Source organism: Streptomonospora wellingtoniae (genome assembly GCF_031845375.1).
GTDB classification, from domain to species: domain Bacteria; phylum Actinomycetota; class Actinomycetes; order Streptosporangiales; family Streptosporangiaceae; genus Streptomonospora; species Streptomonospora wellingtoniae.
This window is the reverse complement of sequence record NZ_JAVREK010000012.1, coordinates 118134-142845: the sequence shown is the minus strand read 5'-3', so window position 1 is coordinate 142845 and position 24712 is coordinate 118134. Positions and strand designations below refer to the sequence as shown.

Annotated in this window: 19 protein-coding genes and 1 rRNA gene; 13 read left to right on the top strand and 7 right to left on the bottom strand. The window is 74.4% G+C overall.

Features of this window, described 5'->3' with window-relative positions; translation table 11 throughout:
- Positions 1–17: 17 nt before the first annotated feature.
- A 5S ribosomal RNA gene (gene rrf / locus RM446_RS13565) occupies positions 18–135 on the top strand.
- A gap of 755 nt (positions 136–890) precedes the next feature.
- Positions 891–2273, top strand: a complete 1383-nt coding sequence (locus RM446_RS13560; RefSeq protein ID WP_311545626.1) for a tetratricopeptide repeat protein — start codon at positions 891–893, stop codon at positions 2271–2273.
- Between the two features lie 34 nt (positions 2274–2307).
- Here the strand turns inward: RM446_RS13560 and RM446_RS13555 are convergent, their stop codons facing one another.
- Together RM446_RS13555 and nhaA are read right to left on the bottom strand one after the other, a co-directional pair.
- Entirely contained in the window at positions 2308–3522 is a 1215-nt protein-coding gene (locus RM446_RS13555; RefSeq protein WP_311545625.1) for an NHL domain-containing protein, read from the bottom strand.
- 166 nt (positions 3523–3688) lie between these two features.
- Positions 3689–4936, bottom strand: a complete 1248-nt coding sequence (gene nhaA, locus RM446_RS13550; protein ID WP_311545624.1) for a Na+/H+ antiporter NhaA — start codon at positions 4934–4936, stop codon at positions 3689–3691.
- A 271-nt stretch (positions 4937–5207) separates the two neighbouring features.
- On the opposite strand from nhaA, the gene RM446_RS13545 reads away from it, so the two are divergent.
- Positions 5208–5636 carry an NUDIX domain-containing protein gene (locus tag RM446_RS13545; RefSeq protein WP_311545623.1) on the top strand — a complete coding sequence of 143 codons (429 nt, stop codon included), beginning with the start codon at positions 5208–5210 and terminating at the stop codon, positions 5634–5636.
- A 98-nt stretch (positions 5637–5734) separates the two neighbouring features.
- Here RM446_RS13545 and RM446_RS13540 read toward each other — a convergent pair whose 3' ends face one another.
- Positions 5735–6748 carry an MBL fold metallo-hydrolase gene (locus tag RM446_RS13540; RefSeq protein ID WP_311545622.1) on the bottom strand — a complete coding sequence of 338 codons (1014 nt, stop codon included), beginning with the start codon at positions 6746–6748 and terminating at the stop codon, positions 5735–5737.
- 538 nt (positions 6749–7286) lie between these two features.
- On the opposite strand from RM446_RS13540, the gene RM446_RS13535 reads away from it, so the two are divergent.
- Positions 7287–7778 carry a single-stranded DNA-binding protein gene (locus RM446_RS13535; RefSeq protein ID WP_311545621.1) on the top strand — a complete coding sequence of 164 codons (492 nt, stop codon included), beginning with the start codon at positions 7287–7289 and terminating at the stop codon, positions 7776–7778.
- 198 nt (positions 7779–7976) lie between these two features.
- On the opposite strand, the gene RM446_RS13530 is transcribed toward RM446_RS13535, so the two are convergent.
- From RM446_RS13530 to RM446_RS13520, 3 genes are all read right to left on the bottom strand, one after another.
- A complete protein-coding gene (locus tag RM446_RS13530; RefSeq protein WP_311545620.1) occupies positions 7977–9011 on the bottom strand; it encodes an HAD-IIA family hydrolase in 1035 nt (344 codons plus the stop codon).
- A gap of 515 nt (positions 9012–9526) precedes the next feature.
- Positions 9527–10852: a DUF1015 domain-containing protein gene (locus RM446_RS13525; RefSeq protein WP_311545619.1), complete on the bottom strand. Its 1326-nt coding sequence runs from the start codon at positions 10850–10852 to the stop codon at positions 9527–9529.
- Between the two features lie 196 nt (positions 10853–11048).
- A complete protein-coding gene (locus RM446_RS13520; RefSeq protein WP_311545618.1) occupies positions 11049–11399 on the bottom strand; it encodes an SCP2 sterol-binding domain-containing protein in 351 nt (116 codons plus the stop codon).
- A 220-nt stretch (positions 11400–11619) separates the two neighbouring features.
- On the opposite strand from RM446_RS13520, the gene RM446_RS13515 reads away from it, so the two are divergent.
- Positions 11620–12549 (top strand): hypothetical protein, encoded by a 930-nt coding sequence (locus RM446_RS13515; RefSeq protein ID WP_311545617.1) that lies wholly within the window; start codon positions 11620–11622, stop codon positions 12547–12549.
- A gap of 104 nt (positions 12550–12653) precedes the next feature.
- Positions 12654–12887 (top strand): hypothetical protein, encoded by a 234-nt coding sequence (locus RM446_RS13510; protein WP_311545637.1) that lies wholly within the window; start codon positions 12654–12656, stop codon positions 12885–12887.
- A gap of 145 nt (positions 12888–13032) precedes the next feature.
- On the opposite strand, the gene RM446_RS13505 is transcribed toward RM446_RS13510, so the two are convergent.
- Complete coding sequence (locus tag RM446_RS13505; RefSeq protein ID WP_311545616.1) at positions 13033–13986, bottom strand: helix-turn-helix transcriptional regulator; 954 nt, start codon at positions 13984–13986, stop codon at positions 13033–13035.
- Between the two features lie 64 nt (positions 13987–14050).
- On the opposite strand from RM446_RS13505, the gene RM446_RS13500 reads away from it, so the two are divergent.
- The 7 genes from RM446_RS13500 to RM446_RS13470 all read left to right on the top strand — a co-directional run bounded on the left by RM446_RS13500 (position 14051) and on the right by RM446_RS13470 (position 24310).
- On the top strand, positions 14051–16327 hold the full coding sequence (locus tag RM446_RS13500) for an excinuclease ABC subunit UvrA (RefSeq protein WP_311545615.1): 2277 nt from the start codon (positions 14051–14053) through the stop codon (positions 16325–16327).
- Between the two features lie 306 nt (positions 16328–16633).
- Positions 16634–17434: a TlyA family RNA methyltransferase gene (locus RM446_RS13495; protein ID WP_311545636.1), complete on the top strand. Its 801-nt coding sequence runs from the start codon at positions 16634–16636 to the stop codon at positions 17432–17434.
- A gap of 440 nt (positions 17435–17874) precedes the next feature.
- Positions 17875–18813, top strand: a complete 939-nt coding sequence (locus RM446_RS13490) for an NAD kinase (protein ID WP_311545614.1) — start codon at positions 17875–17877, stop codon at positions 18811–18813.
- A gap of 77 nt (positions 18814–18890) precedes the next feature.
- Entirely contained in the window at positions 18891–20591 is a 1701-nt protein-coding gene (gene recN, locus RM446_RS13485) for a DNA repair protein RecN (protein ID WP_311545613.1), read from the top strand.
- Between the two features lie 153 nt (positions 20592–20744).
- Positions 20745–21959: a putative cytokinetic ring protein SteA gene (gene steA / locus RM446_RS13480; protein ID WP_311545612.1), complete on the top strand. Its 1215-nt coding sequence runs from the start codon at positions 20745–20747 to the stop codon at positions 21957–21959.
- Positions 21956–23086, top strand: coding sequence for a copper transporter (locus RM446_RS13475; protein ID WP_311545611.1), 1131 nt, complete (start codon positions 21956–21958; stop codon positions 23084–23086). The genes steA and RM446_RS13475 overlap by 4 nt, the downstream gene beginning before the upstream one ends.
- Before the next feature lie 201 nt (positions 23087–23287).
- Entirely contained in the window at positions 23288–24310 is a 1023-nt protein-coding gene (locus RM446_RS13470; protein WP_311545610.1) for a hypothetical protein, read from the top strand.
- Positions 24311–24712 lie beyond the last annotated feature (402 nt).

Genomic DNA, 24712 nt, shown 5'->3' with positions numbered 1-24712 from the left:
TGTGTGGGTGTGTGGTTTGCGGTGGTGATAGCGGGAGGGTCACACCCGGTCCCTTTTCGAACCCGGTCGTTAAGCCTCTTTGCGCCGATGGTACTGCCTTCATGGTGGGGGTGGGAGAGTAGGTTGCCGCCGCATTTCTTATTGGGTGGGAGGTCCCCTTTTCTGGGGGCTTCCCACCCTTTTTTTATGCCCGGAAACAGCCGAGCGGACTCGGTATGACGCTGGGTGCATGAAGTGCACGAACCCTCAGCGGGCTGCACTGCCGCTTCGTCGGTGCTGTATCGTGTTCGTAATCGGACCGACGGTGATCACCCGTTTGGCACGCCTAAGCGCTGACGAGCCAGGGGGTACAGCCATGTTTGCGTCGGTTGCTTTCTGTCATGATACGAACACGGATCCGCGTTCCGGCTGCTTGCCGGAGATCGCATCAAGAAGGGAATCAGGTGCACGTTCAGGCGCCGATGCGCGGCGTTATCTGGGAGCTGGTCGGCGGTACGGGCCGACCGCTCGGGCGGTATGGATCCATCGGCTCCTCGCCGGTGGTGCGCGATGCGCGGTCGGGCGCGGCCGCAGCCTGCGTCTCCGTGCAGAGCAGATGAGCCCTTCCGGTCCGCTGCGACCCGTCCTGGAGACCCGCCGCCCGATACGTCGGTGACTGTCTGAACAGCCGAGTGCGGTCCGGCGCGGGGCCCGGTCCGGAAAGCGTCTTCTCCCAGAGGCATCCTCTCGCGGCTGCCGCCGGATCTCAGCGGCGACGGGGCTCATCGCTTCGGTCCGGCGGCACGACGGGCGATTCCGGAACCGCATGCGGGTAGAGTGAAAGACCTGGGATGAAACAACGCGCTGCTACCGATGAGTGGCAGCGCTTTTGACTGTTTACGGACGGAAGCATGACTGACGAAAGCCGCGGGAGCCGCAACGGCTCGGGACCACGCAACTCTGGAGGCGGCCCTCGTTCCGGTGGTCCGAGCGGCGGCCGAGGCGCGGGCAACGGAGGTCGGCCCCGTTCCGGCGGCGGTCGTTCAGGAGGCTTCCGCGGCGGTCGCGACGGCGGCCGAGACGGCGGTTCCGACCGCCGCGACGACCGCGGCGGGGCACGCGGCGGAGGTGCCGGCCGTCCCCGTGGCGAAGGCGGAGGACGGCGCGATGAAGGCCGCGGCGACCGGGAGTTCCGCGGTGGCGGCCGTGGCGACCGTTCCGGTGACCGCCGCTCCGGCGGCGGACGCCCCGACCGGGACCGGCGCGACGGCAGCGGCCGGCCTCAGCGCCGCGGCCCCGGCGGAGGTCAGGGCGGAACGCGCTCGGGATCGCAGCAGCGGGAGCCCCGCGAAGGCGCTCCCCAGCTCCCCGACGAGGTCACATTCAGCGAGCTCACCCCGGAGGTCCGCCGGGAGCTGAACAGTCTGCCCAAGTCGCTGGCCGAGATCGTGGGCCGGCACCTGGCGGCGGCCGCTCGGCTTCTGGAGGAGGCGCCCGAACGCGCCTATGAGCACGCCGCCTTCGCTCGACGCAGGGCCTCGCGGCTGGGCGTCGTGCGGGAGGCTGCGGGCATCTCCGCCTACACCGTCGGCAAGTGGCAGGAGGCCCTCTCGGATCTGAGAGCGGCCCGCCGTATGACCGGCCGCGACAACTTCCTGGCGATGATCGCCGACTGCGAGCGCGGCCTGGGCCGACCGGAGAGGGCGCTGGAGATCGCCCGTGAGCCGGAGGCCGAGAACCTGCCCGTAGAAGACCGCGTCGAGCTGCGCATCGTCGCCGCCGGTGCCCGGCACGACCTCGGGCAGCATGAGGCCGCCGTCGTCGAGCTGCAGATCCCCGAGTTGAAGGAGCGGCGGGCCCGCCCGTGGGTCGCCCGCCTCTTCTACGCCTACGCCGACGCCGTCCTCGCGTGCGGCCGAAGGAAGGACGCCCGCGAGTACTTCGCGCGCGCCTCGGCGGTGGACCGCGAAGGACTGACCGACGCCGACGAGAGGCTCGCGGAACTGGAGGGCGTGGAGATCGTCGACATCGGCGAGGACGTCGTCTGGACCGACGCCGAGGACCCCTACGCCGCCGACGAGGAGTTCGAGGAGGGGGAGTCGGAAGAGCCGCGTCCTCCTCGCCGTCCGGATCGGCCCACCGCGTCCCGCTCCGAGCCCTCCTTTGAGCCCGGCCCGGCACCTGCGGCCGCCGAAGCGCCGGCATCCCCGGCCGGACCGGAGGAGCCGGGCGCCGCCGAGGACGGCGACGCGGAAGCGCCCCATGAGGCCCCGGGGAGCGGATCGGAACACTGATCGGGCGGCGTCGGCCGCCGGCGAGGCCGGCCGTTCAGTCCGTCAGCTCCCCCACGGCCGCGGCGACGTCGTAGACGACCCGGATGCGGTGGTTGTGGGTGTCCGCGATGTAGAGGTCCCCGCGGGGGCTGATCGCGAGTCCGCCGGGGGAGTCCAGGGCCGCCTGCCGGGCGGGGCCGCCGTCGCCGCTGAAGCCGTGCGTTCCGGTTCCGGCGACGACGATCGGCTCCCGGCGGCCCGGCACGTAGGCGAGGACCCGGTTCCTCGCGGTGTCGGCCGCGTACAGCGTGCCGCCCTCGGCCGCGACCGCGAGCGCTTCCGGGTCCGCCGGCAGGTCCGGGTTCCACGCCGGGCTGACGGTGTTGTCGTAGCCGTCTATCTTGCGTAGGCCCAGGGTGGCGTCGACGAAGTAGACCGAACCGTCACCGCCGACAGCCAGCCGTCCGAGCTCGCCGAACCCGCCGCCCGGCGGGGTGCCGCCGTTCCAGGGGCCGGCGTCGGGGGCGGCGGCGCCGTTGCCGGCCACCACCCGGATATGCTCGGCGTGGGGATGCCCGGTGCCGCGTCCCCGGTGCGGGCCGACTGCGATGACGCGGCCGTTGCCGCTGTCGGCGATGTAGAGGGTCTCGTCGGGGCCGACGGCGACGCCGGACGGCCACCACAGCCCGCGCAGGCGCTTGGCCTCGCGCTCGCGCATATCCGTCGCCTTGCCGTCGTCGCGGCCGGCCAGGATCTCGATCGAACCGTCGGTGAGGTCGACCGCAGCCACCTGGTTCTCCAGCATCGCCGCGATGTAGAGGGTGTCGCCGTAGGAGTCGACCGCCAGGTCGGTGACCTCGGGCAACGCCACGTCCGTGGCGCTAGTTGCACCGGCCCAGTCCTTGCTCCCGCCGCCGGCGACGGTGTTGACGGTGTTGCTGTCGGGGTCGACGCTGCGGATCCGGTTGTTGTCGGTGTCGGCGATGTAGAGCGTGCCGTCGGCGGAGAACGCCAGGGCGCGGGGCGCGTTCAGCCGGGCCGAGCGCGCGTCGCCGGCATCGCCTCCGTACCCGCCGTCGATCCAGCCCGTCTTCCCGGTGCCTACGACGGTTTCGACAGTGCCGGGCCGGCCGGTCCCGGTTGGCGCCGCGCAGCCTGCCGGTGCGAGGACGAGTGCAGCGAGCACCAGCGCGCAGATCCGGCGGTGCGCGCCGGCGCGCACCGCACCGGACCGGCTGCAACAGCGGGCGACCGACCGGCCGAGGGGCATCGGTGGATCCTTCGGGGAGAGGCGCGCAGGCGGAGGGGAATATGCCCAAAGTACCCGGACAGGCTCCGGCCATTCCACCGCGAGACACTGCCGGAAGGCACGCCGTAGCGCGCGCTCGCCGAGGGTGCCGCATTCCGCCCGCGACGCGGTCCCCGTGCACGCGGTCTCAGCCGCTGTGCGCCTCGGCGCTCTCGCTGACCCCGCTCCGCCGGTAGTGCGCGCTGCGCCAGCCGAGCACACCGGCGGAAAGCAGGGTCGCGGCCAGCGATGCGAACAGCACACCGCCCTTGGCGTTCTCCAGCAGCGCTGCCGCGCCCGGATAGGCCAGTTCGGTGATCAGGAGGGACACGGTGAAGCCGATCCCCGCCAGCACCGACATGCCCGCGATGTCCCACCAGCTCAGCGTCGGGTTGAGCTCCGCCCGGGTCAGCCTCGTGGTGAGCCAGGCGCCGCCGAGGATACCGACGAGCTTGCCGACCACCAGGCCGAAGAAGACGCCCAGGGCTACGGTGTCGGTGAGCATCTCCCCGACGCCGCCGAGGGCCACGCCCGCCGACATCAGCGCGAAGATCGGCAGCGCCAGCGCCGTCGACCAGGGGCGCAGCATGTGCTCGGCCCGATGCAGGGGCGACTCGCGCTCGCCTTGGGTGGTGGAACTGCGCATCAGCATGCCCATGGCGACGCCCGCGATCGTGGCGTGCACGCCGCTCTCGTGCATCAGCGCCCAGATCGCCAGCGCCAGCGGCACGTACACCACCCAGTTGGGGAGGGGCGAGCGGTCGAGGGCGGCAGCGGGGCCGCGGCCCCGCTGGAGGTAGCCGAACAGGCTGAGGAGCGCGAGGGAGGCCAGGAGTGCCGGAAAGTGCAGCTCATCGGTGTAGAAGACGGCGATGACCATGATCGCGCCGAGGTCGTCGACGATGGCCAGGGTGAGCAGGAACGTGCGCAGCGCCGGCGGCAGATGGCGGCCGATGATCGCCAGAACGGCCAGCGCGAACGCGATGTCGGTGGCCATCGGGATGCCCCAGCCGGAGAGGCCTTCGGGCCGGGCGGCGTTCATGCCGACGAAGACCAGCGCCGGGACGGCCATCCCTCCGGCGGCGGCGACGATGGGCAGCATGGCCCGGCGCGGGTTGCGCAGCTCGCCGTGGACGAACTCCTGCTTGAGCTCGGCGCCGATGATGAAGAAGAACAGGGCCAGGATCCCGTCGGCGGCCCAGTGCTCGATGGTCAGGTCCAGGTGCAGCGGAGCCGAGGGGCCAATGGTGTAGCCGCGGATGGTCTCGTAGAGCTCCCCCCACGGGGAGTTGGCCCAGACGAGCGCCACCAGGGCCGCACCTATCAGCAGGAACCCTCCGACGGAGTCCTTACGAAGGGCGTCGGCGAGCGCGTGTGCACCCGTCTTGGTCACCATGGCCGAACTCCCGGGTCGTCAGTACGCGTTTCAGTACATCGCCGACCAGACTTCCCGGCACACCATGCGTGTCTCTTCTCGACCTCGCCTGGACAACCCTGCCCTATGGCGTGGGATCTGTCCAAGTCCTCCCAGCTCGCGCGGTATAGAAATCCGCTGTTGAACAGGGAGTTCCTGAATTCTAGGAGAATACGGTTACACCGCACCCCTCCGGGGCCACCCTAGTGGGCGGGCATGTCCGCCCCGCCAGCGACCATCGAGGTGACCAGCCATGACGCCGCAACCGCCGCTGAACGGCGCCGCCGTGCACCTTGGCCGGCTGCCCGCCGCTCACGACTCCGTGGTGTGCCTGCTGTTCGACGGCGCTCGGCCGGTCCTGGTCCGCCACAGCAGGCGTGCCTGGGAGTTCCCCGGCGGTCATGCCGAAGCAGGCGAGGACGTCGAGGCCACCGCCCGCAGGGAGGCGCGCGAAGAGGCGGGCGCCGAGCTCGGCGAGGTCCACGTCGACGGGTACTACGTCTTGTCCGGCGGGCACACCACGGTCGTCACGCACGCGCAGGTGGCGGCCCGGCGGCCGCTGGACGGCGGCTTCGAGACCGACGAGGTCCGCGAGTTCGACGTGCTGCCCGCCGAACTCTCCTGGGACGACGGGATCTACGCCTACCTGCTGCGCGCGCTGGGCCTGCCCGGCGCGCCGTGAGCGGCCGCGCCGCCGACGGCGCAGCACCTCCGGCGGCGCCGACCGGTCGCGGGAGCGCGACGCGAGCCGGTGGTGGGGCGACCCGCGACACGCGCGGCTCAGCCGCGCCCGGAGTCCTGTCCGGCTCCGTCGGCCCCGGCCGCCTCGCGCTGGTCGGCGGCGACCCGGTCGAGCCAGTGGGCGATGCCGGAGACGTTGCCGTGCACTCCGCTGAGCACCTCCATGACCTCGGCCGACTCGGAGAGGGTGTCGGGTGCGGGGGCGTAGCGGTTGCGGACCTGTTCGCGGACCATGGCCACCGCGTGGTCCAGGTCGGGGGAGTCGGCCCGTGCTCCGCGCACCGCCTCCACCCACACGCGCAGCTCCTCCTCGGCGGCCGCCAGTGTCTCGCCGACGGTCTCGACCGCGCCGAAGTGGGAGAACATCAGCCGCTGCGCCCCGAAGCCGTCGAACAGCCGCAGCGACGCGAGCGCCGCCTCCAGGTCGAAGTCCGGCGGCGGGGTCGCGGGCCGCACGTCGCCGGTGGCGGGGTTGTAGACGCCCAGGGCGTCGCCCACGTAGAGGTCGCCGGTTGCGGAGTCGACCAGGCCCATGTGGTGCTTGGCGTGGCCGGGCGTGTAGTGGCCGACCAGCCGCCGGCCGCCGCCCAGGTCGACCTCGCCGGTCTCGGCGACGGAGCGGATGCGGGCGGCGTCGGTGGGGCGCAGGTCGCCGAAGAGGACGTCGAGCCGGTCGCCCCAGACCATGCGGGCGCTGCGCATCAGCCGCGAGGGGTCGGCGAGGTGCCGAGCGCCGCGTTCGTGGACGACGATCTCTGCTTCGGGAAACATGGCCGCGATGTCGCCGACGCCGCCCGCGTGGTCGAGGTGGATGTGGGTGACGACGACGGTGGCCAGGTCGCGGGGGCCGACCCCGAGCGCCTGCAGCGCATTCCGAAGCACCGCGGCGGACCCCGCGGTGCCCACCTCGACTACGCACGGGCGCTCGGTGCGGAGCAGGTAGCTGGATGTAATGCCGGGATAGCCCGCCATGAGGGTGTCGATGGCGAAGATGTCGTCGCCCAGGGGGGTGATCCCGCTGGGCAGCGTGGTGAAGTCCACGTCGTCGTGCACCTGGCGTCTCCTTCCGCTCGCGAACGGCGGCCCACCGCACGGGCCGACGCGGGTCCCCGGTCGCCGGCTGGGGCGGCCGTGCGATTCCGCCTGCGCCGACCGTCCGGGCTTCCTGTGCCGAATCTAGTTCACCGGCCGTCGGCTCGGACCGGCCGGGCGGCGGAGGTCGGTCGCGTACCGGCACGGGACTTGTCGCGGCTCCATGAGCCTCGCGTGTAGCGGACCGCCGGTCGCCGCTCTCCGCCGGTCGGCGCAGGGCCCGGACGCCGTCGGCGAGGACCGGCCTCCGCTCCGGCTCCGCGACCGCCTCGGTCGAGCAGGCGCACGAGGCCGAAGCGTTCCAATGCTCCGGACACTGCTAGCCGCCCCGCGCTTCCTCCGGGGCGAATACGGCCGCCTCCGCGCAACGGGTTTTCCACAGGCAGCGAATCGCGCTTTCCGCGGGAGGTGTGCGCGCCGGATTCTGGAATGGCCCGGCCGGTCCGCCCGGCGGTCCGGCCGCCGCTAGACCATCGAGTCTCCAACGCAGGGAGGAACCATGCCCGACACGACCGGTACCACGGCCACCGCCCCGGCGCCCGCGACCGTTCCCACCGAGCCCGCCGCACCCGATCGTGCCGGCGCGCGGCGACCCGCCAAGGCGGCGCTCGACCGCGAGAGCGGGCGCGAGGCGGGCCACCGCAACGAGGTGGTCGTCGCCGGACGCATCACCGCCGAGCCCTACGTCCGCGAGCTCGCCAGCGGCGACCGGCTGACCACCTGGCGGGTCTCGATCGCACGCGCGCCTGCGCAGCAGCGCCCGAGCCAGTCGGCCGACCCCATCACCTGCGTGAGCTTCCAGCAGGCCATCGAGGAGCGCACCCGCGAGTGGCGGCTCGGCGACGTCGTCCAGGTCAGCGGCGCACTCCGCAGGCGCTTCTGGAGGTCGCCGAAGGGGTCGGCGAGCGTCGTGGAGATCGAGGCCCGCGCCGTCCAGCGCGTCAGCCGCTGCCCCGACCCCGCTGCTTCAGCAGAGGCCGCCCGGGGGTGATGCGGCGTTCCGTTCCCGTGCGCGGCGGCGGGGTACGGGCCGTCCGCCGGGCACGGGACCGCGGCGCCGTGGTGTGCTGAGGTGCGCCGGTCGGCGCACGGGGATGCGCCGACCGGGCCGGGACGGGGTTCTGCGGGAATCCGCGGGGGTCGGACGCGCCCCCGATGGCGGAGGCCTCACCGGTGGCAGAAGGGCCACTCAGCTCTCGTCCGGCAGCCCCAGTTGGGCGAGGGCTTCGCCGGCGAGGCCCTCCGCAGGTGCGGCATCGGGATGGGCGGCCCACGCGCACGCACATACGGTGCGCAGTCCGTCGAGGCGTCGGCCCTGCCCCGACAGACGCAGCCGGCCCTCCCGCAGTTCGGCGGTCCACCCGCCGCAGACCGCTCGACCGGACTCCGCACGGACTTCGGGATGCATCTGATTCAGGCCCGACAGGTCCCAGGCGAGGTAGGCGGGGCGGTGCTCGGGAGCGGCGGCCACCGCTCGGGCGGGGGTCGTCACGCCGGAGAACACCAGCAGGCTCGCGACACCGCGCACGGTGGCGCTCTCGACGTCGGTGTCGAGCCTGTCGCCCACCACCAGCGGAGTCTGCGCTCCGGTGCGCAGCACGCCCTCCTCGTGCAGCGGCCGCTGGGGCTTGCCCGCCACAAGCGGTTCCCGTCCCGTGGCGTGGGCGATGACGCGGGTGGCCGCGCCGTTGCCCGGCTGCACACCGAAGTCCAGGGGCGCGGTCGCGTCGCCGTTGGCGGACACGAACAACGCTCCCGCATCGACCGCGAGCGCGCCCTGCACCATCAGGTCGTAGCTCAACCGAGGGGAGTAGCCCTGAACCACGGCGGCCGGCCGGTCCGAGGCCGTCGACACCGGACTCAGCCCGTGTCGGCGCAGTGCCATCCGCAGTCCGGTGTCACCCACGACCAGGACCGCCGAACCGGCCGGGACGCGCTCGGCGATCAGTCGTGCGGCCGCCTCCGACGAGGTGACCACGTCATGCGGAGCCGCGGCGACGCCCATCGCGCGGAGCCGCTCGGCGACGCGTGCCGGTGTGCGCGCGGCGTTGTTCGTCACGAACGCCACCCGCATACCGGCCGCCCGCGCCTTGTCGACGGCCTCCGGCGCGGCGGGAACGGCGCGGGAGCCGACGTAGACGACCCCGTCGAGGTCGAGCAGGGCCGCGTCGTACAACTCGTTCAGCGGCCGCCCTGCGCTGAGCAGGATCGTGCCCTCGGTCATCTGAATCCTCCGTGGTCGCCCCGCGCTTCGGCGGGTGCCGTACCGGCGGCCGCGGGCGGCGGTCCGGCGTCCGGGCCGTCCGCGGCCTGTGGCGCGGAGTACTCGGCCCGCGGGGCAAGGGCACCGCCGCGTCGGCCGGTGCCCTTGCGGACGAGGAGGCGCGAGGGTTCCGGGGGTTGCCGGTTGCCCGATCGGATCGGCGCGGGCTCCGCAACGCACCGCGAGCGCCTCGGCACGCCGATCCCGCCCGCGGGACGGTGGCGCATGTCCCGGTTCCCACCCTAGCCGGGTCCTCGCCCCCGGTTCGCTGCGGCCTCGCCACTCCACCGTCCCGCCCGAGAGGCAGGCCCGGGCGGCCGCGCGCCTGCACCCGCCAGAGCACCGGCGATCTGGTAGCCATCGCACCTGGAAATCGCATTCCCTTGACAGCTACAGGACAGTCGGGGGCTGCCTCGCGGGAGAGAACCCCTCGCTGCGGTCGCGGCGGCCGCCGCGACCGGGGGGTCGCCGCGGGATCAGCCGAATCCGGGCCCTCCGGCGCGCAGGACGAGGCCGGTGCGCGGCTTGGGGCCGAAGGACGTCGTCTTGCGCGGTGTCAGCTCCCCGCCGGCGGCGACGGCGTAGACCTCCTCGACCGGGACCGGGGCCAGCAGGACCGCCGTGTCGTCGCCCGGCCGGGCTGCGGCCAGCGCGGCCGCGGGGTCGTCGTGCACGAGGTCGACGTCGTCCACACCCAGCCCCCACACCCCGGTCAGGAACTGCAGGGCGGCGGTGGGCAGTGCCCGCCAACCCGGGGAGCGGTCGGGGTAGGCCGCGGCCAGCCGCGCCGGGTCGACGCGGAGTAGGAAACGCCGCCCGCCGGAGGGAGCTGCCAGCATCAGTGCAGGTCCGTCGGCGCCCGCCGCGGCCGGCGGTGGGTGCCCCACGGCGTCCGCGGGCAGCGGCACCGCCTCGGCCACTGCGGAGGCCGCCGCCACCGCGGCTTCGGTGTCCAGGCCGCGCAGGACCCGGTGAATGGCCCCCACGTGGGGCGGCGAGGAGTCGGAGTCCACCAGCAAGGCGAGTCCGTGGTCCCAGGGGCCCGGACCGTGGCGGCCCGCCTTGAGCCGCTGGTAGGCGGCGTAGCGGTGGTGCCCGTCGGCGATGAGCGCGGTGCGCGCGGCCAGGTCCGCGGCGATCTCGCCGTGCAGCCCGGTGTCGGTGACGGCCCACAGCCGGTGGTCGGCGCCGTCCGCGGTCGTGGTGTCCACCGTCGGATGCGGCCAGGTGTCGGCCACCGTGCCGGTGATACGCGCGGCTGCTCCGGCGCCGCCGCGGTACAGGAGGAGGATCGGCTCCGGGTTGGCCTGGGTGGCCGCCATGAGCCGCGCCCGGTCGAACACCGGACCCGGAGCGACGTGCTCGTGCGGCCGGACGATCGGGCTCGACGGGTCGGGCAGCCGCAGCGCTCCGATCAGACCGCGCTGGCGCTCGCCGCCGGGCAGGGTCTGCTCGTAGACGTAGACGGCCGGTTCCCGGTCGCGCACCAGGATGCCTTCGTCAAGCCAGCGGCGCAGCGTCCGCGCGGCGGCCGAGTAGCGGTCGGCCGCGGTGATGGGCGGGCCCGACCCCGGCCGCTGGCCCACGGTGACCGGCGGCACGGTCAAGCGCGCCGCGTTGTGCGGTTCGGCGCGGGTCAGGTCCGCGAAGGAGGCCGCGTCCAGCACGTCGTAGGGCGGCGCCAGTACGCGGGTGATGTCGAAGTCGGGGGAGTCGAGCAACCGGCCCGCGTCGGAGTCGGCGTAGCGCACCCCGCGCAGCGGCGCCAATTCGAGGGCGTCCGCGCCCGAGTGTGTCCGCACGCTGGCACGATACCCGTCCCCGCGTGGCGTCTCGGTCGCCCGTGGGAGGCTCCCGCGCCCTCGTCCCGCATGTCCGAGGCGGCCGCGCGGAGAGGAGCACGGGTGGGTCCGTGCCGGTGCCGGTGCCGGTGCACGAGATGCCCGGCCGCCGCCGCCGGCGGCGGAGGGACCGCCCGTCTTCAGGCGGGCAGGGGGATCACAGCAGTTTGCGCAGCCGCATCAGGTCGCTGAAGTTGGCGTCCAGCTTGACCCGGCCGCCGAACATGGCCTTGGCGAAGTCCAGGCGGTCCTCGGACAGCGCCACGAGATCGTCGCTGGAGACGGTGATCCCCACCTGGGCACGCCGCGCGGGCTCGTCGGCCGCTCGTTCGACGACGTCTTGCAGCCCGTCCTCCGTCAGCCGCATGTCGAAGACGGCGTCCAGGTCGGTCACCGTGAGACTGACGGTCCGCTCGGCGATGTGCTTGCGCCGGTCGGCGGGGTCGACCTCCATGATGCGGTCCGAGACCTTGCCGATCGCCGCCCGGCACTCTTCAAGACTGGCCATGGGCCCAATGATGCCTCACCGCCCGCGCTCGCGCGCCGCCGCGCCGCGGCGCCCCGCGCTCCGTGCGCCCCCATCGGCGCACTGCGCCGCAATGCCGTTCGACCCTGCGAACGCGCGCCCGTAGGGGCCGCACGCCCGGTAGCGTTTACGGCTGCGTCCCACTCCGCTGTGGAACCGCCGATCCTTCCGCTTCTCAGGCATCAGCAAGGAGCAAGCCACCATGCTCGTCGACGCGGTGCGCGCCTATTTCGAAGCCGTCAACGGACTCACCGAACTGACCCGCAAACGCGCTGTCGCCGCGGCCAAAGTCATCCTCAAGGCGGGCGAGGAGCGCCCCGCCTCCTCGGCGCCGCCCGGCGGCCCGTCCGGCGCGGGGGAGCCCGCCGAAGGCGGAGCGCGCGCGGGCTCGCCCATCCAGGCTCTGGCAGGCGAGCTGATCGAGACCGCCGACGCCAACCGCGACGCGCTGCACTCGCTGGTCAGCAGTGAGGTGGAGCGGGCCTTGGAGCGCACGGAGGTCGTCAGCCGCGCCGACTACGACCGCCTGGCCCGCCGCGTCGCCGAGCTGGAGCGCCGCCTGGCCGCCCAGCGCACACAGCCGCGGACCGTCCCACTGCAGGCCGTCGTGCAGCAGCACGCCGAACAGGTCCGATCGCAGGCACCCGCACCCGCACCCGCACCCGCACCCGCACCCGCACCCGCACAGGAGCGGGAGCCGGCCGGAGCCGCGGCGCCGGCGGCGCCCGAGGAAGGCGCCGAGCAAGCGGCGGCGCAGGCGGAGCCGAGCACCGAGGATTCCGTTCGGGCCGCGCAACCGGCGGAGGAGGCCACCGCGGAATTCGGGGCGTCCGACAGGCCCGACGACTCCGGCGGCCCCGCGCAGTCCGCCGACGAAGGCGCGCCCTCGCAGCCCGGCAGCGCCGAGGCGGAGGCAGCCGACGGCGAAGGCGGGCAGTCCGACGCCTCGACGCGCGGCAGCGGTTCTGCGAACGGGCAGGCCGCCAACAAGAAGCCGTCGTCCGCCGCCAAGGGTCAGCAGCGCTCCACGAAGGCAAAGACCGGTTCCGGTCGCGGTGGCGCCGTCACCAAGACCAGTAACGCGAAACGCACCGGCAGCCGTGGTAAGAACAGCACGAAGAACGACCAATAGCCACAGCACGACCGGAATCGCACAATAGGACCGGTGCCGCGGCAGCGCGTCGGCTCCGCGGCGGTAGCACGGCAATGCGCGCACAGATGAAGGGCGGCGCGGAAGTGACGGACGCAACCCCCCTGGCCCACACGGAAACGGCCGGAGACGCACACGCGGCCACTGAGGAACAGCTGGCGGCGGGAATCGCCGAACGAACCCTGCAGATGGCCCGCGATCGCCTGGCGGCCCTCGACGACATGCCCACCGCCGACCACGTCGCCGTCTTCGACGAACTGCACCAGGAGTTGTCCACCGTCCTCAACGGCCTCGAACAGGACGATGGGCCCCGACGCTGACGACGAGCGGCCCCGCGCCCCCCCGCCGCGCGTTCGGCGGTCCGGCCGTGGGGCCCGCGTGCGCCGGCCGCTCGACGTGTTGAGCGGCCGGGCCGCGGCAAAGACCGCTTCCCGCGCCCGCCGCGCCCGGCGCCCCGGGCGCGGGTCACCCGGCGGCCCGGGCGATGCGCTCGGCGAGCCCGCGGGTGAACTCCACCAGCTCTGCCGGGCCCTCGACGGTGTAGGGCACGCCGACCATCGCCACCGTGATCGCGATCCACTCCCACGAGTCGGCGGCGGTCACGAAACGGCAGGAGTCGGGGCCGACGGCCTCCAAGGCGCCGGCCTCGGCGGTCAGCTGCTCTGAGACCCGTTCTACGGGGGCGGCGAAACGCACCACTCCGCGATGCCGGCTGATCGGGAAGCGCGCGCTGTCCTGCACGAAGCTGACGGCGTCGCCTCCGGGCAGCTCGCGCGGAGCGAACGTGGTGGGCTGCACGGCGAGGTCCGCCATCCGATCGAGCCGGAAGGTGCGCCAGTCCCGGCGATCGCGGTCCCAGCCCAGCAGGTACCAGCGACGCCCCAGCAGCACCTGCCGGCAGGGCTCGACGCGGCGCTCGCCGCGGCGGCCGGCGCGGTCGACGTAGGCGAAGCGCACGTGGTTGCGCGCGTGTGCCGCTGTGGCCAAGCGCTCCAGGGTGCGCAGGTCGGGGGCAGCGGGGGCGCGGGAGGCGGTCTCGGTCGAGGAGGAGACGGCTTCCACGCGGTACCGCAGCCGGGGCGGAAGCACCTGCTCCAGCTTGGCGAGTGCGTTGTCCGCCGCGTCCCCGGCATCGGCCACCCCGGCCCACGACGCGAGGCGCAGCCCGACCACCGCGGCCACCGCCTCCTCGTCGGTGAGCAGCAGCGGCGGCATGGCGCGGCCCGCCACGAGCCGGTAGCTGCCGCCCCGTCCGCGCGTGGACTCGACCGGGTACCCCAGGTCGCGCAGCCGGTCGATGTCGCGCCGAAGAGTGCGCGGCGACGCGCCGACGCGTTCGGCCAGCTCCCGCCCCGTCCACGTCCGGCCGCTCTGCAGCAGGGACAGCAGCTCCAGCATCCGTCCGCTCGGTCCGCCCATCACCCTCCAAGTGTGCGCCAATTTGCGGCCGGGATCCGACCGCAATCAGTCCTACCGTCGCCGCATGGCACATGACCGCATCCGCATCGCAGGCGCTCGCGAGCACAACCTCAAGAACATCGCCGTCGACATCCCCAAGGGCCGCCTGACGGTCGTGACCGGCGTGTCCGGATCGGGCAAGTCGTCGCTGGTCTTCGCCACGATCGCCGCCGAGTCGCAGCGCCAGCTCAACGAAACCTTCACCGCCTTCGCGCGCAACCGGCTGCCCCGCTACGGCCGCCCCGACGTCGACGAGATCGACGACCTGGCGCCGGCGATCGTCGTCGACCAGCGCCGGCTTCGCGGCGACGCGCGCTCGACTGTCGGCACCGCCACCGACATCTACTCGCTGATGCGGCTGCTGTGGTCGCGCGCGGGCCGTCCCCGCATCGGCCCCTCCAACCGGTTCTCGTTCAACGACCCGCAGGGCATGTGCCCCCGGTGCGCCGGCCGCGGCACTGTGCGCACCGTCGACGCCGACGAGCTGGTGGACCGCGGCCGTTCGCTCAACGAAGGGGCGATCCGGTTCCCGACCTTCCACGTCGGCGGCTGGATGTGGCGCACCTACGCCGACTCCGGCCTGTTCGACAACGACAAGCGCCTGGCCGACTACACCCCCGCCGAATGGAAGGCGTTCCTGCACGGCACCCCGGCCGAGGTGCACCTGCCCAGCCGGGGCGGCCCGGTGCCCGCCGCCTACGAAGGGCTGCTGCCCCGGTTCGAGCGCATCTGGCTGCCCAAGGACCCCGACGCGCTCAAGCCCAGGGCCCGCGCGGCTTTCGACAGGGTCGTCACCGAGGCCCGCTGCGCGGACTGCCGGGGCGCCCGACTCTCTTCGGAGGCGCTGTCGAGCAGGATCGACGGGCTCGGAATCGCCGCTTGCGCCGCGATGGAGGCCGAGGAGCTGGCGGAGGCGGTGCGGGGCATGCACGCGGGCGACGCCGCCCCGGTGGCGGAGGCGCTCGCGGACCGGTTGGACCACATGGTGCAGATCGGGCTGGGGTACCTGTCGATGGACCGGCCCACCGCGACGCTCTCGGGCGGGGAGTCGCAGCGCGTGAAGACCGTCCGCCACCTCGGCAGCAGCCTCAGCGGCATGCTCTACATCTTCGACGAGCCCAGCGTCGGGCTGCACCCGCACGACGTCGTCCGGCTCACCCGGCTGCTGAGGCGGCTGCGCGACAAGGGGAACACGGTGCTGGTCGTCGAGCACGACCCCGACGTCATCGCGGTGGCCGACCACGTCGTCGACATGGGCCCGGGTGCGGGCGAGGCCGGAGGGCGGGTGGTTTACCAGGGCGGTGCGCAAGGGCTGCCGGCCGCTCCCACGCCCACCGGCCGGGCCCTGCTTCGCCGACCCGAGCCCAAGACCGCCCCCCGCAGCCCGGCGGGCCTGCTGGCGATCCGCGGAGCGGACCGCCACAACCTGCGCGGCGTCGACGTGGACATCCCCCTCGGCGTACTCACGGCCGTGACCGGTGTCGCCGGCTCGGGCAAGAGCACCCTCGTCCACGGCTACCTGCCCCGGGTCTGCCCCGAGGCCACCGTGATCGACCAGCGCGGCATCAGGGTCTCCCGCCGTTCCAGCCTGGCCACCTACACCGGGATCCTCGACACCGTTCGCCGGCTCTTCGCCCGCGAGAACGGGGTCAGCGCATCGCTGTTCAGCTCCAATGCCGAGGGCGCCTGCCCGGCGTGCGACGGGCTCGGGGCGCTCTACACCGACATGGCGTTCATGGACCCGGTCGTCAGCCCCTGCGAGGCCTGCAAAGGCACCGGCTATACCGCCGAGGCGCTGCGGTACCGCCTCGGCGGACGCACCGTCGCCGAGGTGCTGGCCCTCAGCGTGCACCGGGCACGCGACGTGTTCGCCCAGCCCGCGGTGCACGCCGTGCTCGCACGCCTGGACGAGGTGGGGCTGGGGTATCCGGCTCTGGGGCGGACGCTGAACACCCTCTCCGGCGGCGAGCGGCAGCGGCTCAAGCTGGCCGACGAGCTGAGCGGCGGCGGAGGCGGCGTCTATGTGTTCGACGAGCCCACCACCGGGCTGCACATGTCCGACACCGCCGACCTCGTCGCACTGCTCGACCGGATGGTCGACGCGGGCGCGACGGTGGTCGTCATCGAGCACGACCTCGACGTGGTCGCCCGGGCCGACTGGATCATCGACCTCGGGCCCGGGCCGGGCCGCCACGGAGGCGAGGTGGTGTTCCAAGGCACGCCCGCCGAGCTGCTCGCCGACCCCGGATCCGAGACCGCGCGGCACCTGAGGCGCACGGTCCGCGCAGCCCAGCCGGTGTAGCCCGGCAGCCCCGGCGGATTCGGCCGCTCCGGCGCCGCGGGTCCGCAGCGGCGGGAGGCGCCGTCCGCCGGGCCGCCGCCGCGGGCGGGCGTCCCCGGGATCTCGTATGCTTTGCCCAACCGGCGCCGCACCCTGCGGCGCCGCGGGCGGCGCAGGGCCCGCGGGGTTCCCGCGCGACGCCGCGCGGCACCGGCCGCGCGCGAGCGGGCGAGCAGACGACCGCCCGAGGCCGCGGGCGCGCCGCCCCGCCCCGCCGGCGCGCAGACGGTCCCGCAGGTCCCCGAAAGGTGGGTGCACTCCAACCCCATGGTCAGGCGCAGCCGACTGGACGCCGAACTCGTCCGCCGCGGCCATGCGCGCTCGCGCGGCCACGCGGGCGAGCTGATCGAAGCCGGGCACGTGCTCGTCGGAGGCGTGACCGCCGGCAAGGCCGCCACGCAGGTCGGCCTGGACCAGGCGATCGTGGTCAAGGCCCCCGACGACGAGCCCGCCTACGTCTCGCGCGGGGCGCACAAGCTGGTGGGCGCGCTGGACGCGTTCGGGATCGACGCCGCGGGCCGACGCTGCCTGGACGCCGGCGCCTCCACCGGCGGTTTCACCGACGTGCTGCTGCGGCGCGGCGCCGCGTCGGTGGTCGCGGTCGACGTCGGATACGGGCAGCTGGCATGGTCGCTGCGCAGCGATCACAGGGTGGCCGTCGTCGAGCGGTGCAACGTTCGCGACCTGGAACCCGCGCAGGTGGGGGAGCCGCTGCCCGACCTGGTGGTGGCCGACCTGTCGTTCATCTCGCTCACGCTCGTGCTTGCGCCCCTGGTGCGCTGCGCCGCGGCGGGAGCCGACTTCGCGATGATGGTCAAGCCGCAGTTCGAGGTCGGCCGAGAGCGGGTGGGCGCGGGCGGCGTGGTCCGCGAGCCCGAGCTGCGCGCCGCGGCGGTGCGTACCGTGGCCGAAAGGGCCCGCGAACTGGGACTGGGCACGGCGGGGGTCGCGGCGAGTCCGCTGCCGGGGCCTTCGGGCAATGTCGAGTACTTCCTCCGGCTGCGCGCGGGCGAGCCGCCGCTGTCGGAGGAGCGCCTGCGCCGCGCGGTGGCCGAGGGCCCGCAGTAGCGAAGCGGGCGCACCGGTGCGCCCCGCGCGCCCCCGAACCGGAGCGGCGGCCGAACGGACGAGGCGTGGCCGGTTCCGGCGACCGCGGGGCCGCCTCCGGCCGCCGCGGCGCTGTCGAACGGGCACGGCGGTGGGCCACGCACCGCCCGCGAGCGGCGCCGACCGAACAACGCCGGGCGGGCGTCGCGCGGCGTTGTTCGGTCGGCGGGCGGTGACCGGTCCCGAGTCCATACTTCGAGTCAAACCCGCCTTTCCCCTCCGCCGCCACCCCGGGTCCGCGGATGTGGATAACGTCGTTGTGGGACACGCCCACCCAGGGCGGGTAGCGTGACTCGGCCGGTGCGAGCCGGTGCCGCGGATCCCGCACCGCCGGTTGCGCCGGGGCACGCCGGCCGTCGGCGGTCGAGGGCGGTGTTGCCAGGCGACCTTGAGGAGACCCGATGACCAGCCCCGTATCGGACGGACGCAGCGTGCTGCTGCTGGCGCACACCGGCCGCGCTGCGGCCATGCGCAGCGCTCAACTGGTCCACCGCAGCCTCACCGAGGCGGGGCTGACCGTGCGGATGCTGGCCTCGGAGCTCGACGAGCTGAAGCTGGCGGGCTGCAGCCTCGACCCGGTCGAGGCCGTGGGCGGAGTCGACGCGGCCGAAGGCGCCGAGCTGGTGATGGTCCTGGGCGGAGACGGCACCCTGCTGCGCGCCGCGGAGATCGCGCGCCCCGCCGGAGCGCCGCTGCTGGGCGTCAACCTCGGGCATGTGGGCTTCCTCGCCGAGGCCGAGCGCGAAGACCTCGGAGCGACGGTGCGCAGCGTGGTCGACCGCGACTACGACGTCGAGGAGCGCATGACCCTCGACATCGCCGTCTACAACGGCGGACGCAACGCCACCGCGCCCCCCGTGCGGACCTGGGCGCTGAACGAGGCGACCTTGGAGAAGGCCAGTGCCCGGCGGATGCTGGACATGGTGCTGGAGATCGACGGCCGCCCCCTGTCCCGCTGGGGGTGCGACGGCGTGGTGTGCGCCACGCCCACCGGCTCGACCGCGCACGCGTTCTCCGCCGGCGGGCCCATCGTCTGGCCGGAGGTCGAGGCGCTGGTCATTGCGCCGATAGGCGCCCACGCGCTGTTCGCCCGGCCCATCGTGGTCTCGCCCGACTCCACCGTTGCCTTCGAAGTCGTACCCGATAGCACCGCAGGCGTGCTCTGGTGCGATGGACGCCGTATGGTCGAATTGCCCGCAGGGGCACGAATCGAGGTGACCCGCGCTGAACTGCCGGTCCGCCTCGCGCGCTTGCAGCGGGCGCCGTTCACCGACCGGCTGGTGGCGAAGTTCGCCCTGCCGGTCGCCGGCTGGCGCGGGCGTTCCGAGTACGACGCCTAGCCGACCGCCGAACGGGGACGCCTCGCCCGAGCGCGTCCCGACCGCACGCACGCCAATGGTGAGCAGGAGAGGATTCGGTGCTCGAAGAAGTCCGCATCCAAGGTCTCGGCGTCATCGACGACGCCGTGCTGGAGCTGTCGCCCGGTCTCACCGTCGTCACCGGTGAAACCGGGGCCGGAAAGACCATGGTGGTGACCGGGCTGGGGCTGCTCTTCGGCGGCCGCGCCGACCCGCAGCGGGTCCGTCCGGGCTCCGACCGCGCGACTGTGGAGGGCCGGCTGACCGTGCCCACCCAGGGCCGCGTCGCCGACCGCGTCACCGAGGCGGGCGGCGAGCTGGACGAGGACGTCCTCATCCTCACCCGGACCGTCTCCGCCGAGGGGCGCTCCCGCGCCACTCTGGGCGGGCGCTCCGCACCCGTGAGCGTGCTGTCCTACCTCGCTGACGACCTCATCGCCGTCCACGGCCAGTCCGACCAGCACCGGCTGCTGCGCCCCGAGCGCCAGCGCGCCGCCCTCGACCGCTACGCCGGCGAGCCGCTGGCCCGCGCGCTGCGCTCCTACAGCGGCGCCTACCGCCGCCACCGCGAGGTCGCCGCGTCGTTGGAGGAGCTGACCGCCCAGGCGCGCGAACGCGCCCAGGAGGCCGACCTGCTGCGCTTCGGAGTGGAGGAGATCGCCGCGGCCGAACCCGTCTCGGGCGAGGACGCCGAGCTGCTCGCCGAGGAGTCCCGCCTGGCTCACGCCGATTCCCTGCGCGTGGGCGCCACCACCGCACACGAAGCCCTCACCGGCGACCCCGCCGCCGAGGTCCAGGCCGACGCGGTGGGCCTGCTGGCCGCCGCCCGCCAGGCGCTCACCGCGGTACGCGAGCACGACACCTCCCTCGCGGCGGTCGCCGACCGCCTGGACGAGGCCAGCTACGTGATCAGCGACGCCGCCACCGAGCTCGCCTCCTACGCCGAATCCGTGGAGGCCGACCCCGCGCGCCTGGCGGCCGTCCAAGAGCGGCGCGCCCAGCTCGCCCAGCTCTCCCGCAAGTACGGCGAGACCACCGACGACGTGCTGGCCTGGGCCGAGGACGCCGCCAAGCGCCTCGCCGAGCTGGAGGGCGACGACGAGCGAATCGAGGGCCTGCACGCCGAGGAGGCCGAACTGCGGGAGCAGCTCACCGGCCTCGCCGACGAGCTGACCGAGCTGCGCGGCGGGGCCGCCGAGTCCTTCGGCGCCGCGGTCACCGCGGAGCTGACCGCCCTGGCCATGCCGCACGCCCGGGTCAGCGTCAAGCTCACCACCGGCGAGGCATTCGGCCCGCACGGCCGCGACGACGTGGAGGTGCTGCTCGCGCCGCACCCCAGCGCACCCCCGCTACCGCTGAACAAGGGCGCCTCCGGTGGCGAGCTGTCCCGCGTCATGCTGGCAATCGAGGTCGTCTTCGCGGGGGCCGACCCCGTGCCGACCTTCGTCTTCGACGAGGTCGACGCCGGCGTCGGCGGCAAGGCGGCGGTGGAGATCGGCCGCCGCCTGGCCCGGTTGGCGCGCAGTTCCCAGGTGATCGTCGTCACCCACCTGCCCCAGGTTGCCGCGTTCGCCGACGCGCACCTGGTGGTCGAGAAGTCCAGCGAGGGCACCGTGACCGAGAGCGGCGTCACCCGGCAGGACCGCGACGGCCGCACTCGGGAGCTGTCGCGGATGCTCGCCGGCCTGGAGGACTCCGAGCTCGGCCGTGCCCACGCGGAAGAGCTGCTCACGATCGCCTCGGCGGACCGGGAGGCCTGACCTCCCGCGGCGCACCCGCCCGCGGCGCGGACGGCTATGTGCGCCCCGCCGCGCATCGGGCACCGGATGCACGATTCGTACTGCAATGACCACGACACTCCGCGTAGTCGAACCTGCTCGGGGAAGGCGGGCGGCTGTGGCAGCATTCCGGCGATGAAGGTCCCGGAAGCGATCGGCGCCCGTCTCAGCCGGTTCGGCCGCGCGCGAGGCGGCGGCTCCACCGGTGTCACCGCACCCGTCCGGTGCGACCGCCGGACCAAGCACCTTGCGAAACGGCTCCGGCCGGGCGACATCGCCGTCATCGACCACGTCGACCTCGACCAGGTCAGCGCCGAGGCGCTGCTCGACCGCGAGGTCGGCGCCGTCCTCAACATCGCGCCCAGCATCAGCGGGCGCTACCCCAACCTCGGGCCCCGACTGCTCGTCGACGCCGGAGTACCGCTGGTCGACGACGTCGATCCCGAGATCTTCGCGCGCGTACACGAGGGGGAGCGGCTCACTCTGGACGGCGGAACCCTCGTGCGCGGCCGGAGTGTGCTGGCCACCGGTACGCCGCAGACGTCCGAGGCCGTCTCCGCCGCGATGGAGGCCGCACGCGCGGGGATCGCGGTCCAGCTTGAGGCGTTCGCCGCCAACACGGTGGAGTACCTGCGCAGCGAACACGACCTGATCTTCGACGGGGTCGGCGTGCCCGCTGTGGCGACGCCCATGGAGGGCCGCCACGTCGTCGTCGCCGTGCGCGGCTACCGCCACAGCGAGGACATCGCCGCACTGCGCGCCTACATACGCGAGTTCCGCCCGGTGCTGATCGGGGTGGACGGCGGCGCCGACACCCTCATCGATGCCGGCCACCGGCCCGACATCGTGATCGGCGAATTCGACTGCGTCTCCGACGAGGCGCTGTCCGGCGGCGCCGAGCTGGTGGTCCACGCCGACCGCGACGGCCGCGCCTCCGGGCTGAAGCGGGTGCGCGGCCTCGGCCGCGAGGCGGCCGCCTTCCGCGGTGCCTGCACGGCCGAGGACGCTGCGATGCTGCTCGCCGACGACGCCGGGGCCTCGCTCATCGTGCTCGCCGGCAGCCACTCCGACCTGGAGGAGTTCCTCGACCGCGGCCGCGCCGCCATGGCCGGCATGTTCCTCACCCGGCTGCGCGTGGGCGGCAAGCTCGTCGACGCGCGGGGCGCCGCCCGGCTCCACCGCAGCCGCATATCACCCTGGTCGCTGCTCGCGCTGGCGGGAGCAGCCCTGCCGGTCGTCGTCGCGGCGGCCTTCACCGCGCCGGGCGGAGTCGGCTTCGCCGACCTGCTCTCGCCGCGCTGGCACGTCCTCGCCGAGTACGCCTACAGGCTGACGGGACTGTTCACGTGATCGATTTCCGCTACCACCTGGTGTCCGTCATCGCCGTCTTCCTCGCCCTGACGGTGGGAATCGCGCTTGGCGGCGCCCTCCTGCGGCCCCTGACGGCGGCGCGGGGCGCCGGCGACCCGGAACCGTCAAACGAGGCCGAGCGGCCGCGATCCGGCGAGGATCTCGCCGAGCGGCTGAGCACCGGCGGCGACCGGCTCGCCGACGCCTACGCCGGCGCGATCCTGCACGACCGCCTCGCCGGGGTCGGCGTCGCCGTGGTCGAAGCGCCCGGTACCGACCGCAAACTGCGCGAGGGCGTGGTCGAACGCATCGAGCAGGCCGGCGGCAGTGTGCCGGGGCGCCTGACCCTGGCCGATACCTACGTGGAGGCGGGCGAGGCGGTCTTCGTGCGCGAGCTGACCGAGCAGCTGGCCGCAGACGCCGGCCTACCGCAGGGCAGCACCTACGACCGTGCCGGAGCGCTGCTGGGCGATGCGCTGTTGCGGTCCGGCGGCGAGCCCGCCGAGGGCGGCTCCGGCTCCGACGCCGGGTCCGACTTCGACGCCGCGGCCGCTCTCGCGGGCTTCGCCGAAGGGGGCCTGCTCAGCGTCCACGGCGAGCCCGCAGGCGCGGCCGACCTCACCGTGGTGCTCGCGCCGGACGGGCCGTTCGCCGGCGGCTCGGGTGCGGCCTCAGCATCGGCGTCGGCGGGCGACGGATCCGGCGGCTCGGCCGCCGACCGGGCCATGCTCGACACCGCCGCGGCGCTGCACCGCTTCGGTGAGGCGGCGGTGCTCGTCGGCGGCCCCGACTCCGCGGGCCCCGGCGGCCTCGTCCGCCTCGCCCGCGCCGAAGAGGCCGCCTACACCACCGTCGACGCCGCCGGACGCAGCGCGGGCGACGTCGCCGCCGTCCTGGCGGTGGCCGCAGCGGCCGAGGGCCGCACCGGAGCCTACGGGGTCGCCGAGGGCGCCGAAGCGTTCCTGCCCGCGCCGCTGCCCGGCGCCCGCCGTGCAGATGGCGAAAAGGACGGCTCCGACGGCGCCGGCGGTGCTGAGGACGCCGGGGGCGACGAGGCGTCCGAGGGCGGCGACGGCGGGTCGCCGGAGTCGGCGATCGACCCGCACCGCCGCCCCGGCCGGTCCTGAACGACTGTGCGCTCCGGACGAACCGGACGCCTCCGGGTAGGCGGTGCCCGGTTCCGCCCGGCACGGCGCGGGCAGCGGTCCGAGCCGCCGCCCACTGAACCCGCCCGGCCGCTCGGAGCCGTCCCCGCCCTGGCCGCCGCGCCCCCGAGGACACCGGCGACGTCACAGGTCCCTTCTGCGCACCGCATCCCCTCCCTGCCCGTGCCCTTGCGCGCCGCCGGGTCGGGGCTCGCCGGCGCGGCGCTCGGCGCCGCCGGAGCGCGCACCGCCTACCGGATCCTCCGGCGCCCGGCGCAGCACGGCACCGTCGACGACGTCTTCCGCACAGCCGAGCACACCCGCGACGTCTGGTACCGGACCACCCCCGGCGGCCGGGACGTCACCCTGCTCGAAGGGCCCGCGCTGGCCTTCGGCGTCTGCGCGGGCGCCGCCTTGGCGCCCCGAACGCCGCGCCGCGTTCGCGCCGCGGTGGTGCTGGCAGCCGCCGGATCGGCCGTCTTCGGCGCCTACGGCGACCTCTCCGGCGGCGCCGACGGGGCGAGCGGCGGCGGAGCCGCGACGCACCTGGCCGCCTTGGCCCGCGGCCGGATCACCACCGGGGCGGTCCAGACGGCCGGAACCGGCGCGGTCGGGCTCGCCGCCGGCGCGCTTCTGGGCCGGGGCGGCGCGCCGGGCGCGCTGGCCGACGGCGCCCTGGTCGCCGGAGCCGCGAACCTCGCGCACCTGTTCGACGCCCGGCCGGGGCGCGCGGCCGGCGTCGCGCTGGCCGCGGGAGCGCCGCTGCTGTGCGGGCCCGCCGCGGGCGTCGCCGGAGCCGCACTCGGCGCCGCGGCGGCGCTGCTGCCCGAGGACCTGGCCGAGCGCGCCACGCTGGGCGGCCTCGGCGCGAGAGCGCTGGGCGCCGCCGTGGGCGCCGCTGCCGCCGCGGCGCTGCCGCCGCGCCACCGCACCGCCGCCCTGTGCGCCGTCGCCGCGCTGACCGCGGCGGTGGAGTACGCCCGCTTCGACGGCGAAAGCGCCCCGGTGGGGCCGCTCGGCCGCCTCTTCTTCGCGGGCCGCCGCGTCGCGCACGCGCCGGGACCGGTCCCGGTCCGGGCGCCGATGCCGGGCGAGCAGCACCCGCGGTTCCCCGCCCCGCGAGCGCGCGCCGTGTCGCCCCGCTCCGAGCGCGGGAGTGCCCGCTCCGCCCGCTTCGGCCCCCGGGGGGATCCGCGGGCGCCTTGACCCGACTCTCCGCGCGCCGGCCGCGGCGGTGCGGGGGCGGGCGGTGGATACGCGTAGTTCCGCCGATTCGGGACAGTCGTCCGACAGTGAGCGGCTGCGGTGTCCGGTATTCCCAGGCCTGTGAACAGGAGGGTTCCTCGATTGAGATCTTCGCCGCAGGGGCCGGGCCGTCCCACCCGGGCGGCCCTGGTGGCATCATGGAGGAATAGGGGGAACCTTCACGCCGCCGTGCGCGTTGGATCCTTCGGCAACAGTGAGGGGAGTATCCCTTACGCGGCGGTGTCGTCACCACGGTGGGCCCATGAGCGCACCCGGTGCCGCCGGTCCAGTCGGGCCTCCCTCCGGGGAGCCCGGTCCGGGCGGGAAAGACCTCCGGTGTACATGTGTGTCCGAAGCTCCACG

Bases quoted from the DNA above. Each gene is read 5' to 3' on its own strand.
- RM446_RS13515 (WP_311545617.1), top strand. From the start codon at position 11,620: ATGCTCGTCGACGCGGTGCGCGCCTATTTCGAAGCCGTCAACGGACTC.
- RM446_RS13530 (WP_311545620.1), bottom strand. From the start codon at position 9,011: ATGACCGAGGGCACGATCCTGCTCAGCGCAGGGCGGCCGCTGAACGAG.
- nhaA (WP_311545624.1), bottom strand. From the start codon at position 4,936: ATGGTGACCAAGACGGGTGCACACGCGCTCGCCGACGCCCTTCGTAAG.
- steA (WP_311545612.1), top strand. From the start codon at position 20,745: ATGAAGGTCCCGGAAGCGATCGGCGCCCGTCTCAGCCGGTTCGGCCGC.
- RM446_RS13555 (WP_311545625.1), bottom strand. From the start codon at position 3,522: ATGCCCCTCGGCCGGTCGGTCGCCCGCTGTTGCAGCCGGTCCGGTGCG.
- RM446_RS13505 (WP_311545616.1), bottom strand. From the start codon at position 13,986: ATGGGCGGACCGAGCGGACGGATGCTGGAGCTGCTGTCCCTGCTGCAG.
- RM446_RS13500 (WP_311545615.1), top strand. From the start codon at position 14,051: ATGGCACATGACCGCATCCGCATCGCAGGCGCTCGCGAGCACAACCTC.
- RM446_RS13520 (WP_311545618.1), bottom strand. From the start codon at position 11,399: ATGGCCAGTCTTGAAGAGTGCCGGGCGGCGATCGGCAAGGTCTCGGAC.
- RM446_RS13545 (WP_311545623.1), top strand. From the start codon at position 5,208: ATGACGCCGCAACCGCCGCTGAACGGCGCCGCCGTGCACCTTGGCCGG.
- RM446_RS13535 (WP_311545621.1), top strand. From the start codon at position 7,287: ATGCCCGACACGACCGGTACCACGGCCACCGCCCCGGCGCCCGCGACC.
- RM446_RS13560 (WP_311545626.1), top strand. From the start codon at position 891: ATGACTGACGAAAGCCGCGGGAGCCGCAACGGCTCGGGACCACGCAAC.
- RM446_RS13495 (WP_311545636.1), top strand. From the start codon at position 16,634: ATGGTCAGGCGCAGCCGACTGGACGCCGAACTCGTCCGCCGCGGCCAT.
- RM446_RS13490 (WP_311545614.1), top strand. From the start codon at position 17,875: ATGACCAGCCCCGTATCGGACGGACGCAGCGTGCTGCTGCTGGCGCAC.